Genomic DNA, 12,777 nt, shown 5'->3' with positions numbered 1-12,777 from the left:
GCGCGACTACAGTGGACGCTGTCGGACGCTTCGTCGGCGTCCCCCGGCACTGGAACGGAAGATCGAGGAGAACGCGTGCCCCAGCCCGAACCGCCGAGCCTGCCCCAGGCCCGAGCGTTGGTGGCCAGTGACCCGGATCGGTTCGCCCGCAGCGTCTTCGCGCGGATGTTCGCCGCGCGGCCGAGTCTGCGCGAGTTGTTTCCCGCCGAGATGGGCGGTCTGCGCGTCGCCTTCACCGAGGTCCTCGACCATGTGCTGGAAGCGATTCCGGCGCCGGACGGGCACGGCGAACTCGTCGAGTTCCTGGCACAGCTGGGCCGCGACCATCGCAAGTACGGGGTCACCAGCGACCACTACTGGCTGATGTACGACGCCCTCATGTCCGAGTTCCAGTACGCCTTCGGCAGCCGCTGGACACCGGATCTGGAGGAGACCGTCAGCCAGGCGATGCTGCTGACGACCGGCGTCATGCGCGGCGCCGCCGAGAGCGTGTCGGGCCCGGCGAGATGGCATGCGCGGGTGGTGCAGAAGTACACGATCACCCGCGAGCGCGCCGTCGTCCGGCTGGTCGCGACCGGGCCGCACCCGAGCTTCGCCGCCGGGCAGTACCTGGAGACGCAGATTCCGCAGTGGCCGCGGACCTGGCGCAACCTCTCGCCTTCGATTCCGTCGAATCCACAGGGCGAGTTGGAGTTTCATGTCCGCGCCGTGCCCGACGGCCGGGTGAGCCGGTCGATCGTCCGCGACACCGCGGTCGGCGACGTGTGGACCTTCGGTCAGCATCACGGCACCATGCGCGCCGATCCGCGTCGCCCGGCGCTGCTGATCGCCGGCGGCACGGGCCTGGCGCCCCTGCGGGCCCTGCTGATCGACCGCGCGCAGTACGTCGACGCCGCCCCCACCCACCTGTTCTATGGCACGCAGTATCCGGGCGAGCTGTACGAGCTGGGTGTCCTGGTCCAGCTGGCGGCCACCAACCCGTGGCTGCGGATCACCGCGGTCACCGAGAACGTCGACGATCCGTGGTGGCTCACCGGCGCCACCGACCCCCGCAGCTGGGGCACCGAGCTGTGTTACGGCCGCGTCGGCGAGGTGGCCGCGCAGTACGCCGACTGGTCCGACCGTCAGGTGCTGCTGTCGGGCCCGGCACCGATGGTCTTTCACACCGCCCTGCGGATGCGGGCCGCCGGCGTCGACCCGGCCGCCATCTCCCACGACCCGCTCAACTGAGCCGACGGCCCCGCCAGACGCCGCATCCGCGTGGTTCGCTGACATCCGCGGTGGCACAGCCAGAGCGGATGTCGGCGAACCACGCGGATGTGCAGACGCCGGACGACGACGCGCCCGCCGAACCTACTTGCGGCCGGCGGCAGCGGCGACGGCGAGCGCGCCGCCGATCATCGCGATGTTCTTGTAGAAGTGGGTGCGGTGCGCGTTGCGCGCCATCGCATCGTCCATCTCCCAGTAGGCGTGACCGGCCGCGGTGGTCGGGATCAGCGACCCGGCGACGACGGCGGCGCCGACGCGCGGTGCGACGCCGGTCGCGATCAGCGCACCGCCCACCACCTGGGCGGCACCGTTGGCGCGAACGACGGCCTCGTCGTCGACCGGGATCGGCAGCACGCCGCGCACCTGGCTCAGGAGGGGCTCGGCCATGCCCACGCGCGGTCCGGGTGCCGAGGCGGCCTCGTAACCGAACAGGATGAAGGGAGCGCCGGTCAGGACGCGGGCGGCGGCACGAAGGAGGGCCATGCGGGAAACCTTTCGGATGAAGTAGGCAGCCGCGCGCCGAGTCGGTCACGCGGTCTCGGACCCGACATCGGGCCCCTCTCCACAAATAGCTCAGGTGCACCGGTCGGGGCACCTGAGCTCGCCTGTGATCTTCGACGGTCAGCGACTGCGCTTGCTGCGCGGCTGCCACACCACCAGCGCACTGGTGCGCGGCACCGGGACCAGCTCGCCGTGGCGGGCACGGGCAGGCGACTCGAGCTCGCGCGTGAGGTCGGCGACGCGTTTGCGCAGCGCATCGACCTCGTCACTCAACTCGATGATCCGCTTGATTCCCGCCAGGTTGACGCCCTCGTCCTGCGAGAGTCGCTGGATCTCGCGGAGCATCTCGACGTCGCGGTTGGAGTATCGGCGACCGCCGCCCTGCGTCCGCTGCGGGGTCACCAGACCGAGCCGGTCGTAGGTGCGCAGCGTCTGCGCGTGCATGCCGGCCAGCTCCGCCGCCACCGAGATCAGCAGGGTGGCGGCGTCGCCGACATCGTCACGCCGTGGTTTGTCGCCTCGCGTGTTGCCTGCCATAGGTCATCACCGCCCCCATCCGGCGCGGGGGTCGAAGCCGCTGGCCTTCTCGGCCTCCGCATACTTCTTCATCGCTTCGACGGCGGCGTCGTCGAGCTTGGCGGGTACCGCCACCTTCACCGTCACCAGCAGATCGCCCGACCCGCCCGACCGCTTCGGGACGCCTCGACCCTTGAGTCGCAGCGTGCGGCCGTCCGACGTGCCCGCCGGGATCTTGACGCCCACCGAGCCGTCCAGGGTCGGCACCGAGACGGTGGCTCCCAGGACCAGTTCGGAGATCGACACCGGCAGCGTCACCTTGAGGTCGTTGCCGTTGCGGGTGAACACCTTGTCGGCCATCACGTGCACGGTCACGTACAGGTCTCCCGACGGCGCCCCGCGCATGCCGGCCTCGCCCTGCCCGGCCAGCCGGATCCGCTGCCCGTCCTCCACGCCCTGCGGGACGCGGACGTTGATCGTGCGGGGTCGCACGGTGATGCCCGAGCCCTGGCAGTCGGGGCACGGATCGTCGATCTTGGTGCCGGTGCCCTGGCAGTCGGGGCACGGTTCGGAGAATCCGAAGTGTCCCTGATTGCGGGTGACGAATGCCGACCCGTTGCAGGTGGGACAGGTGCGCGGGCTGGTGCCCGGCTTGGCACCGCTGCCGTGACACTTGGTGCACGGTGACGGACTGGTGATCCGCAGCGTGACCGTCGTGCCCTGCACCGCGTCGCGGAAGGCCAGCGTGGTCTCGGTCTCGAGGTCGTTGCCGCGCCGCTGACGCTGCCCGCCTGCACTGCCGCTGAAACCGCCGCCGCCGCGGCCGCCGAGCAGGTCGCCCAGCATGTCGCCGAGACCGCCGCCGCCGCGACCGCCCCCACCGCCGCCGCCGAACAGGTCGCCGAGGTCGAAGCCGCCCTGCGCGCCGCCGCCGCCGAAGCCGCTGCCGCCGCGGAAGCGGCCGCTCGACATCAGGGTGCGCGCCTCGTCGTACTCTTTGCGTTTGGTCTCATCGGACAGCACGCTGTGTGCTTCGGAGACTCGTTTGAAGCGTTCTTCGGCCGCCTTGTCGCCCGGGTTGGCGTCCGGGTGCAACTCTCGGGCGAGCTTCCGGTACGCCTTCTTGATCTGGTCGGCGGTGGCGTCGGAAGAAACGCCGAGGTCGGCGTAGAAGTCTCGTTCGAGCCATTCACGCTGTGGTGCCATCAGACGTCACCTCCTTGAAAAGTCTGTGGTTGTTATCTGTCGCTCCTGTTCGGAGACATGATGTCAGTGCAGTCGCGGGGCGCGGGTCGATACCGCACCCCGCGACCGGTTCACTGTCGCTCCCGCGCACTCACTGCTGCGCGGCGGCGTCGCCGTCGCCGGGTGCCGGGTCGGTGACCGTCACCATCGCGTGGCGGATCACCTTCTCCCCCAGCCGGTAGCCGGTCCGGAACACGTTACCGATGACCGGGGTGTGTCCACTGCCGTCGTGCTGAATCGCTTCATGCAGTTCCGGGTCGAAGACCTCGCCCGGCTCCGCGAACTTCGCCAGCTTCTCGCCGGCAAGGACGTCGTTGAGCTTGTCGGCGAACGCCCGCAGCGGTCCTTCTTCCAGGTCGCCGTGGTCGCGGGCCCGGTCGAGGTCGTCGAGGATCGGCAGCAGCTTCTCCACCAGGATCTGCTTGCCGCGAGCCACCGACTGCTGCTTCTCCTCGTCGGAGCGGCGCCGGAAGTTGGCGAACTGAGCGCGTTCGCGCTGCAGGGCCTCGGTCAGCTCTGCCACCTGCGCGTCGGCAGGTGCCGCCTCGTCACCGGTCGGCCCGGCCGCTGCATCGGCTGCAGCGGCCGCGGCCTGCTCGGTGGCCTGACTCTCGCGCACCTGGCCCGTTTCCGGGTCGACGCGACGGTTGTCGGTCACCGTGACCGGCTCGTCGGCGTGGTTCTCCGACGTCACTTGTTCTCGCCTTCAGCCGGATCGTCGACGACCTCGGCGTCGACGACATCGTCGTCGGCTCCGGCGGCGCCTGCACCGGCACCGGCGGCCTCACCTTCGGCCTGGGCGCTGGCGTAGATCGCCTGGCCCATGGCCTGCGACTCCTCCGACAGCTTCTCGATGGCACTGCGGATGGCGCCGGTGTCGGTGCCCTTCAGCGCCTCGTTGGCTCCGGCGATGGCCGCGTTGACCTTGTCCTTGACGTCGGCGGGGACCTTGTCCTCGTTCTCCTTCAGGAACTTCTCGGTCTGGTTGACCAGCGACTCGGCCTGGTTGCGGGTCTCGGCCTCCTCGCGGCGGGTCCGGTCCTCTTCGGCGTGAGCCTCGGCGTCCTTGATCATCCGGTCGATCTCGTCCTTCGAGAGGCCCGAGCCGTCCTGGATGCGGATGCTGTTCTCCTTGCCGGTGCCCTTGTCCTTCGCGGTGACGTGCACGATGCCGTTGGCGTCGATGTCGAAGGTCACCTCGATCTGCGGGACACCCTGCGGGGCCGGCGCGATGCCGCCCAGGTCGAACGAGCCGAGCAGCTTGTTGTGCGAGGCGATCTCGCGCTCACCCTGGTACACCTGGATCTGCACCGACGGCTGGTTGTCTTCAGCGGTGGTGTAGGTCTCCGAGCGCTTGGTCGGGATGGTGGTGTTGCGCTCGATCAGCTTGTGCATCACGCCGCCCTTGGTCTCGATGCCCAGCGACAGCGGGGTCACGTCGAGCAGGAGCACGTCCTTGACCTCACCGCGGAGCACACCGGCCTGCAGTGCGGCGCCGACGGCGACGACCTCGTCCGGGTTGACGCCCTTGTTCGGATCCTGACCGCCGGTCAGCTCCTTGACCAGTTCGGTGACGGCGGGCATGCGGGTCGAGCCGCCGACGAGCACCACGTGGTCGATGTCGCCGACCGAGATGCCCGCGTCCTTGATCACGGCCTGGAACGGAGTGCGGGTGCGCTCGAGCAGGTCGCTCGTGATCTTCTGGAACTCGCTGCGCGAGAGCTGCTCGTCCAGGAAGAGCGGGTTCTTGTCGGCGTCGACGGTGATGTACGGCAGGTTGATCGAGGTGCTCTGCGAGGCAGACAGTTCGATCTTGGCCTTCTCCGCAGCCTCACGCAGACGCTGCATCGCCATCTTGTCCTTGGTCAGGTCGATGCCCGAGCTGGCCTTGAACTTGTCGACGAGCCATTCGACGACGCGCTCGTCCCAGTCGTCGCCGCCCAGGTTGTTGTCGCCCGAGGTGGCGCGGACTTCGACGACGCCGTCGCCGATCTCCAGCAGCGAGACGTCGAAGGTGCCGCCGCCGAGGTCGAAGACCAGGATGGTCTGTTCCTTCTCACCCTTGTCCAGGCCGTAGGCCAGGGCCGCGGCGGTGGGCTCGTTGACGATGCGCAGCACGTTGAGGCCCGCGATCTGGCCGGCTTCCTTGGTGGCCTGACGCTGCGAGTCGTTGAAGTAGGCGGGCACGGTGATGACCGCGTCGGTGACGTCCTCGCCCAGGTAGGCCTCGGCGTCGCGCTTGAGCTTCATCAGCGTGCGGGCGCTGATCTCCTGCGGGGTGTACTTCTTTCCGTCGATCTCGACGCTCCAGTCGCTGCCCATGTGGCGCTTGACGGAGCGGATGGTGCGGTCGACGTTGGTGACGGCCTGGTTCTTGGCGGGCTGACCCACCAGGACTTCACCGTTGCGGGCGAAGGCGACGACCGACGGGGTGGTCCGCGAGCCTTCCGCGTTGGCGATGACGGCGGCCTCGCCGCCTTCGAGAACCGACACCACGGAGTTGGTGGTGCCGAGGTCGATTCCGACAGCACGTGACATGTGTGTTCCTCCTAGATCCGGCTCGTTGGTGAAGGCCGGGTAGTTCTTGGGCCGGTTAGGGCCTGCAGGTCTGCTTGGTCTGCGAAACCTCAGCGCCTCAGACTCAGGTTTAATCGACGGTTCCGTCGACGTCAACTTACTTGAGCCCCGTTCACTCAGGTTTCTCGATTGGTTCAACCTAGCAAGGGGGTCGGACATTCCACAGAGTTGAGTCAATATCGCTCAACTTGACGTGATGCTGCCCACACCACGACAACGACACGTGGCGGATCGACGACGAGAACAGCCGCAGCCGACCCGCTACACCCGCGCCCACCTGGACAGACACCTCGCACCCCGCCCGGCGTGCGTGCGAGTTTGCGTCATCGTCACTTTCGTTCCGCACGGATCCGCCGCCAAACCCGTGCCAGCTTCCATTCATCCGAACGAATAGTGATCATCACCACTCTCACAGAAGGGCGCGTCGCACAGCACACGAATCGGCGCTGGAAGCGCAGGTCGGTCGCCCCGTGTCACCGATTCTCACCACCGCGCGCACCCTTGGCACGAAACCGTCGAAATGCCCCACTGTCCCCTGAAAGGGGACGTCAGAGAAGCCGCGCGGCAACCCATGATTCTCCTCATGGCAAACACCGCACGACTGATCTCCACCGCACGACGCGCAGCCGTCGTCGCTGCCGCAGGCGCTGCGGCTGTCTCCCTCGCCGGCCTCGGTGTCGGCGCCGCGAATGCGGCGGTCGGGGACGACCTCGACGCCTGCATGGCGTTCTCACAGGACGGCGGCACCACCTGGGGCAACCAAGCGTCGCTGCAGTACAACAACATCAATCCGATCCCCGGCAGCTTCGCCACGCACACCTCGTTCAAGGTAAAGAACACGTGCAACGCTCCCGCCGAGTTCTCGGTCCTTGCCGGCTTCTGGACCGTCGGCGGCGGCTCCGCTCAGTTGCGCGCTGACATCGCCGGCAAGACTGGTACACCGGCGACCATCTCCGGCACCTCGACCGACGAGGCCGATATCAAGAACCTCGGCAAGTCCGGCCGCCTCGACAAGGACAATTCAGTCTCCGTCGACCTGATGATCGGCCTGCCGCAGGGTGAATCCGCGCAGGGTTTCACCATTGATCCCGGCTGGGGCCTCTTCCTGACCGAGGTCGCACCCGACACCCCGACTGATCCGGGCACCGGTGGCGGCACCAACCCGGGCGGCGGCAACGACAACGGCAGCCTCGGAAGCCTCAGCGGCGGCTCGCTCGGCGATCTCTTCGGCAGCGGTTCGTCCTCGGGCAGCCTCGACACCGTTCTCAAGGGCAAGTTCTCTTCCGCTCCGACCGTCGTCGCGAACCACTGACCCGTTGAGCCGTCGGTGACGGCACCTTCGGGAGGAGCCACTGCTCCTTCCGACACAGACTTCGGCCGCCACCAGGCCGAGAAGCGCGGCACAGCCGCACCCTCTCCCTCACTGATCGGGGAACACCTCGGTCAGCCCCTGACAAGAAACGGGATCACATGAACAAGGCAACCAAGGGCGCCCTCGCCGCCGCTGCCGCCGCAGCCATCCTCGCCGGTGGTGCGGGCACCATGGCCGCGTGGAACAGTAGCGTCAACACCAACGGCGGCACCGTCACCGCAGGTTCGCTGAACCTCACCGCCACCGATGCGGGCTCGTGGACCTGGGTCGGCGGCACCAAGAACGGCACCGTGTTCAACGCCGCCACCGACAAGCTGGTCCCGGGCGACACCGTCCGCAACACCGCCAAGTACAAGATCACGGCGGTCGGCACCAACCTGACGGCAACCCTCACGCCGTCGCTCGGTGGAGTCACCGGTGAGCTCGCCGGACAGCTGGACGTGACCCCGGCCAACGGCGCCACCATCAGCATCACCTCGGCAGACAACAACACGGAGAAGACCGTCCAGACGGACATCACCTTCAAGTCCGACACCACCGGCACCACCGGTCAGGGTAAATCCGCTGATCTGTCGGGTGCCTCGGTCGTCTTGCAGCAGAACTAGACCCCTCCACCTAAGAGGAATTCGTGAAGCCCCAAATCAATTGGGCGCTCGCAGCGGCGGCGGTTCTGCTGGTGGGATTCGTATCCCTCCAGCAGACCGGCGCCTTGTGGCGTTCGGAAGTAACCACAAACGGCGGCACAATCACTGCCGGCACGTTGAAGATCTCCGCTGGAAATGAAGGCGTTCAGTCGTTCAATCTTGACGGACTGACCCTGTCAGATGCGGCGGCCGGCGACAGCGTGCAGAAGCCGCTGCCCGTCATCAACTCCGGCAATGTGACGATGGCGTACAAGCTCAACGGCGTCGCCGTTGCCGCAGCCGACAACAAGACCGCGGCACCGCTCATGGTCCGGGTGGCGAAGGTCAGCAGTCAGGCGGAGTGCACTCCGACAGGTGATGTCGGCCAGCAGCTGTACTCCGGTGCAGCGAACGGCGCGGCCACCGCTGCGCGCAACGTCGCGGCTGGAGCCACCGAGGTGCTGTGCCTGCGTGTGACGATCGCCGGCAGCGCGGCCGCTTCGCAGGCGTCCAAAGCAACCTTCACCTTCGGCGCGAATTCGGTTTCGGGCGCATGATCTCCAGTCGAGGGAAACACCGCGCCGCCGAGACTCAGGACACCCCTGACGTCGGCGGCACGTCGGCGTCGACAACGGACCCGGGCAGCGACTCGACTCCACCGATCTGGTGGGTCAAGACCATCGCCTCCTATACGTTGTTGGCTGCCGCCGTGGCACTGCTCGCAGTGCTCGTGGTGATTCCTCGACTGAGCGGATCCACCGCTTACACCGTGCTCACCGGTTCGATGACACCGACGTATCAACCGGGCACGCTGATCGTGGTGAAACCGACTCCGGGCAGTGAGCTCCAGGCCGGCGACGTCATCACCTTCCAGCCAAAATCCGGTGATCCATCGGTCACCACGCATCGGATCATCAGCATCGTGTACGACGCCAGCGGTCAACGCCGGTTCATCACGAAGGGCGACGCCAACAACGCGACCGACCCGGTCCAGCTCGTCGAGGAACAAGTTCGGGGCAGACTCTTGTACTCCGTGCCCTACCTGGGCCGAATCAACTCGATTCTCTCCGGCTCCAGCCGAAGCATTCTGATGTTCCTGATCGCGGGCGGTCTCGGCGCGTATGCGCTCTGGATGTGGATCAGCGGTCTCCGCGACCGCAAGAAGCCCGACGAGAAGGCTCCGGCCCCGGCAGCAACAGCACCGGAGCCCGCCGAACCGCCGACCCGGTTCATTGAGACAGCGGCACCGACCGCGCATGTGGCACCGCCTGTCCGTCAGGCAGCACCGATGGTGCCGACATGTCATGCCTGCGGCGCCCCGCAGAGTTCGTCGCATCGGGGTTCGTCTCAGCAGAGTTCGCCTCCCGTGGCGTACTCGGCAGGGGCGGCGCCACTGGCGTACTCGGCCACAACAGCTCCGGAGCACCGGCACCGCAGTCCTGATGAACCGATCACCCAGCCGATCACCGTCTACACACCGTCTTCCTCCCACAACTGACTAAGGCAGCAAACAATGTCTTCACCCACAGAAACTCGAGACCGCGTGCGGTCCGGGGCGCGGCTGCGCGAGCGCTTCGGCGATACCGGATGGGCTCGCGTGCGGGCCGTCGCCTCACTCGGCATGATCTTCGGCCTCGGCGCCGTCGGGACCCTAGCCGCATGGTCGGACACCGCGACCGCCAGCACCGGCACGTTCAGCACGTCAGCGATCTACGTGCAGATGGATCTGGCCGGTGACCGACCAGTCCACGACTTCACCTCACTGGAGAAGACCAGTCTTCCGCGCGGCGGCTCGGTGGCGAGCATGTTGCCCGTGAACAACATCGGTACCGCGGACTTCAACTACGCCGCCAAGGTGAGCGCGTCGAACGCCGGCACCGCCACCTATGGCGGCGCGGATGCGAGCACGTATGCACAGAACCTCACCCTCGCCGTGTTCCGCGGTGGTTCCAGCAGCGGCACCGCTTGCTCCGGCGGCACCCCTGTCGATTCGAAGACCCTGCAGCTCGACACTGAGATCGATGTGGTCCCGTCACACCGCGTCAACGTCGGCGACAGTGACAACCTCTGCTTCCAGGTGACGCTGAACGCGAACGCGCCGATCGCCGCACGGATGTCGTCGGTGTCACTCGACTTCGACTTCGTAGCCACCAAGGCCTGATCCAGCGATGAATCAGCAGGAGACGGGAAGGACGCAGCAGCATCGCCGGCGTGAGCTCGCGCTCAACATCGGTGCGATCGCGGGTCTGATCTGCATTGTGATCGCCGCCTTGTCGATGCTGTTCGGCATCAAGCCGCTGGTGTTCCGGTCGGGTTCCATGTCGCCGCAGATCTCGACCGGCGCGCTGGCCCTGGCCCGCACCGTTCCCGCATCCGAGATCGAGGTGGGCGACGTCGTGAGCGTCGACAACGAGGTCGGCACGCGGATCACACACCGCGTCGTGGCGGTGGACCCCGCCGGTGACGGCAAGGTCTCGCTGACGCTGAAGGGCGACGCGAACCGGGTGGCAGATCCGTCACCGTATGTGGTCGATGAGGCAGACCGGGTGTTCGCCAGCGTGCCACTGCTCGGTTACCTCGCCGCATGGTTCTCCAGCAAGACCGCGATCTTTCTCGGCGGCATCCTCGCCGGTGCCCTGCTGATGCTCGCCTTCGGCCCGATGCGCCGTCCAGGCAGCGATGCGTCTGACGACGCACCCCAGACCGATACAACCGATGAGCCCGCCGACAGCAGCGAGGCCAAGCTCCAGGAGGCCCACCGTGGCTAATCTTCGTCAATCCATTCGCGGCAAGCTCCCGTCCAAGCGGGCATTGCTCACTGTTGGCGGCGCAACCGCCCTCGTCGCGGCAGGCATCGTCCAGACCACCGGCACCATGGCCGCCCCGACTGACGGCGTTTCAGCCAGTGTTTCGAAGATCGCGAGTCAGAACTTCTTTCCGACCAAACTGACCTCGAGCGTCACTTGCAGCACCAGCGGCGGTACCCTCACGCAGAAGCGAGCGAATATCAGCTGGTCGGCTGTCGCGGGCGCCACGGGCTACCGTCTGGAGATCGTCCGACGCAGCGACGGCGCGGTGCGACAGTCCTATGACGTCACCGGGACGTCGTACAATGGCATCTCCGACTCCAGCCGAGACGGCGGCCTGTACGCCAGGGTTCGAACGATGAACAGCGGCGCCATCTCGTCTGGTTACACCGTCTCGAACACGGGGATGAGCTTCAAGGACTGGGTCTCGGGTCGTACCGAGTGTGAGGGAAGCACGGGGACCAACCTCGCGAATCAATCGTGGGAAGACTCCTCGGACTGGGAGCCGGCAAGCATCCAGATGTTCGGCCGGGCAGCACCTCAGCCCCGGATGCTCATGAGCGATTCGGGGGCTCCGACTAGCGTGGCACCGCCAACGGAGGCTTCACCGTCGTCGAGTGCGGCACCGTCTTCGAGTGAGAAGCCGTCGTCGAGCGCTTCGCCCGAGAGCGGGACCTCATCTCCGTCGGCGAGCGAGTCGCCGTCGAGCAGCGCCGCCGCTTCACCTTCGGAGTCTCCGTCGGCGAGCACCGAAGCTCCGGCACCGACTGCGGAGGCCAAGCCCGACATCAAGATCGCGGTCAAGGTCACCGGTACCGACCGCGAGCTGATCATCACTGTCGACGGCAAGGAGAAGTGCACTCTTCCGCTTGCTGCCGGTGATGCGCCGACTGTCGGCAGCGACTCCGTCACCATCACCAACGGCGACTCGCTGAAGACCGTCGATCTCGACACCTGCACGGCTTCCTGATCTGATCCGTCTCTCTGCCGAGAAAGCGCGCCCGGTCCTGGACCGGGCGCGCTTTCTCTGTCATGGCCTCCGGCAAGCCGGTCCCGCCCCAAGTTGGGCGGGCTCCCGGGCTGATCGCTTCCAGACGGCGATTTCCCAGGTTGGTCGAGTAAGCCTGCGAGCGGAGCGAGCAAGCGCATGAGACCCCGGGGCGATCGCGTCGGTGTGCAGGTCTCGATACGCCGCCTCGCTGCGCTCGGTGGCTACTCGACCAACCTGGGGGCAGGGCCGTTTCACGGTGATCGAGTGCCACTTGTAAAGCCGGTGACCTTCCCAGGTTGGTCGAGCAAGCGCATCGAGACTCCAGCCACCCAACATCTCCGCCCGGCTGCTTCCCAGGTTGGTCGAGTAAGCCTGTGAGCGGAGCGAGCAAGCGCATCGAGACCCCCTGTCACCCGGCTTCCCACACCCGGGGGCACGCCGAGACTCCTGACCGGCGGTGGTGCCGCCGGTCAGGCGGCCAGGAGGCGAGCCAAGTACGCCTCGGCCCGCGAGTCCTCGTCGGAAGGTGGGGCATTCGGCCCCTGAATAGGCAGCAACTCCGCGTGGTGCAACGGGTTGACCCGCCACACCGGTTTGCGGCCTGCGGTGACCGGCCGCCAGGCGACGCGCCCGGCATGCGGGCCGTCGATCAGCACGACGGTCTCCCAGTCGCCCACCTGGCGCCCGACCGACCGGTTGTGGCGCCCGCACGCCGCCCCGAGGTTGCCGATGTCGGTGCGGCCCCCGTCCTGCCACTCGCGCAGGTGGTGGGCTTCGGTGCGGGCGAACGGCGCCGCACAGCCCGGGGCGGTGCACCCGCGATCACGGGCGAACAACATCAACCGCTGCGCCTTCGACGCCAACCGCCGACCCCGC

14 protein-coding genes are annotated in these 12,777 nt (G+C 67.3%); 8 read left to right on the top strand and 6 right to left on the bottom strand.

All coding sequences use genetic code 11. The annotated features are described in order from the left end of the window. Window positions 1-75 precede the first annotated feature (75 nt). Window positions 76-1,230 carry an FAD-binding oxidoreductase gene (locus AAFO60_RS14860; protein WP_347956996.1) on the top strand — a complete coding sequence of 385 codons (1,155 nt, stop codon included), beginning with the start codon at window positions 76-78 and terminating at the stop codon, window positions 1,228-1,230. A 123-nt stretch (window positions 1,231-1,353) separates the two neighbouring features. On the opposite strand, the gene AAFO60_RS14855 is transcribed toward AAFO60_RS14860, so the two are convergent. The 5 genes from AAFO60_RS14855 to dnaK form a co-directional block, all read right to left on the bottom strand. Next, window positions 1,354-1,752, bottom strand: coding sequence for a DoxX family protein (locus tag AAFO60_RS14855; protein ID WP_347956995.1), 399 nt, complete (start codon window positions 1,750-1,752; stop codon window positions 1,354-1,356). Window positions 1,753-1,890: 138 nt separating this feature from the next. Next, the gene (locus AAFO60_RS14850) at window positions 1,891-2,307 is read right to left on the bottom strand and encodes a heat shock protein transcriptional repressor HspR (protein WP_347956994.1); all 417 of its coding nucleotides are present in this window, start codon (window positions 2,305-2,307) and stop codon (window positions 1,891-1,893) included. Between the two features lie 6 nt (window positions 2,308-2,313). Continuing rightward, a complete protein-coding gene (dnaJ, locus tag AAFO60_RS14845; RefSeq protein WP_347956993.1) occupies window positions 2,314-3,492 on the bottom strand; it encodes a molecular chaperone DnaJ in 1,179 nt (392 codons plus the stop codon). Between the two features lie 130 nt (window positions 3,493-3,622). Next, window positions 3,623-4,225 (bottom strand): nucleotide exchange factor GrpE, encoded by a 603-nt coding sequence (gene grpE, locus AAFO60_RS14840; RefSeq protein ID WP_347956992.1) that lies wholly within the window; start codon window positions 4,223-4,225, stop codon window positions 3,623-3,625. Further along, window positions 4,222-6,069, bottom strand: coding sequence for a molecular chaperone DnaK (gene dnaK / locus AAFO60_RS14835; protein WP_347956991.1), 1,848 nt, complete (start codon window positions 6,067-6,069; stop codon window positions 4,222-4,224). The genes grpE and dnaK overlap by 4 nt, the downstream gene beginning before the upstream one ends. A gap of 559 nt (window positions 6,070-6,628) precedes the next feature. On the opposite strand from dnaK, the gene AAFO60_RS14830 reads away from it, so the two are divergent. The 7 genes from AAFO60_RS14830 (at window position 6,629) to AAFO60_RS14800 (ending at window position 11,880) form a co-directional block, all read left to right on the top strand. Further along, a complete protein-coding gene (locus AAFO60_RS14830; RefSeq protein WP_347956990.1) occupies window positions 6,629-7,420 on the top strand; it encodes a hypothetical protein in 792 nt (263 codons plus the stop codon). A 158-nt stretch (window positions 7,421-7,578) separates the two neighbouring features. Next, a complete protein-coding gene (locus tag AAFO60_RS14825; protein WP_347956989.1) occupies window positions 7,579-8,085 on the top strand; it encodes an alternate-type signal peptide domain-containing protein in 507 nt (168 codons plus the stop codon). Between the two features lie 23 nt (window positions 8,086-8,108). Then, window positions 8,109-8,660, top strand: a complete 552-nt coding sequence (locus AAFO60_RS14820) for a hypothetical protein (protein WP_347956988.1) — start codon at window positions 8,109-8,111, stop codon at window positions 8,658-8,660. Then, on the top strand, window positions 8,657-9,601 hold the full coding sequence (locus tag AAFO60_RS14815) for a signal peptidase I (protein WP_347956987.1): 945 nt from the start codon (window positions 8,657-8,659) through the stop codon (window positions 9,599-9,601). The genes AAFO60_RS14820 and AAFO60_RS14815 overlap by 4 nt, the downstream gene beginning before the upstream one ends. 15 nt (window positions 9,602-9,616) lie before the next feature. Continuing rightward, the gene (locus AAFO60_RS14810) at window positions 9,617-10,264 is read left to right on the top strand and encodes a SipW-dependent-type signal peptide-containing protein (RefSeq protein WP_347956986.1); all 648 of its coding nucleotides are present in this window, start codon (window positions 9,617-9,619) and stop codon (window positions 10,262-10,264) included. 7 nt (window positions 10,265-10,271) lie between these two features. Next, a complete protein-coding gene (locus AAFO60_RS14805) occupies window positions 10,272-10,871 on the top strand; it encodes a signal peptidase I (RefSeq protein ID WP_347956985.1) in 600 nt (199 codons plus the stop codon). Then, a complete protein-coding gene (locus AAFO60_RS14800) occupies window positions 10,864-11,880 on the top strand; it encodes a hypothetical protein (protein WP_347956984.1) in 1,017 nt (338 codons plus the stop codon). Before AAFO60_RS14805 ends, AAFO60_RS14800 begins: the two co-directional genes overlap by 8 nt. A gap of 491 nt (window positions 11,881-12,371) precedes the next feature. On the opposite strand, the gene AAFO60_RS14795 is transcribed toward AAFO60_RS14800, so the two are convergent. Beyond that, on the bottom strand, window positions 12,372-12,777 hold a 406-nt coding region (locus AAFO60_RS14795; RefSeq protein ID WP_347956983.1), incomplete at its 5' end, for an HNH endonuclease signature motif containing protein.

It is taken from the genome of Gordonia aichiensis (genome assembly GCF_039946255.1).
GTDB lineage: Bacteria > Actinomycetota > Actinomycetes > Mycobacteriales > Mycobacteriaceae > Gordonia > Gordonia aichiensis_A.
Note: the sequence above shows the minus strand (reverse complement) of the source record. Positions and strands in the feature narration are given on the sequence as shown.

Coding starts and splice junctions, on each gene's coding strand:
- AAFO60_RS14855 (WP_347956995.1), bottom strand. CDS start 1,752: ATGGCCCTCCTTCGTGCCGCCGCCCGCGTCCTGACCGGCGCTCCCTTC.
- AAFO60_RS14850 (WP_347956994.1), bottom strand. CDS start 2,307: ATGGCAGGCAACACGCGAGGCGACAAACCACGGCGTGACGATGTCGGC.
- dnaJ (WP_347956993.1), bottom strand. CDS start 3,492: ATGGCACCACAGCGTGAATGGCTCGAACGAGACTTCTACGCCGACCTC.
- dnaK (WP_347956991.1), bottom strand. CDS start 6,069: ATGTCACGTGCTGTCGGAATCGACCTCGGCACCACCAACTCCGTGGTG.
- AAFO60_RS14830 (WP_347956990.1), top strand. CDS start 6,629: ATGCCCCACTGTCCCCTGAAAGGGGACGTCAGAGAAGCCGCGCGGCAA.
- AAFO60_RS14825 (WP_347956989.1), top strand. CDS start 7,579: ATGAACAAGGCAACCAAGGGCGCCCTCGCCGCCGCTGCCGCCGCAGCC.
- AAFO60_RS14815 (WP_347956987.1), top strand. CDS start 8,657: ATGATCTCCAGTCGAGGGAAACACCGCGCCGCCGAGACTCAGGACACC.
- AAFO60_RS14810 (WP_347956986.1), top strand. CDS start 9,617: ATGTCTTCACCCACAGAAACTCGAGACCGCGTGCGGTCCGGGGCGCGG.
- AAFO60_RS14805 (WP_347956985.1), top strand. CDS start 10,272: ATGAATCAGCAGGAGACGGGAAGGACGCAGCAGCATCGCCGGCGTGAG.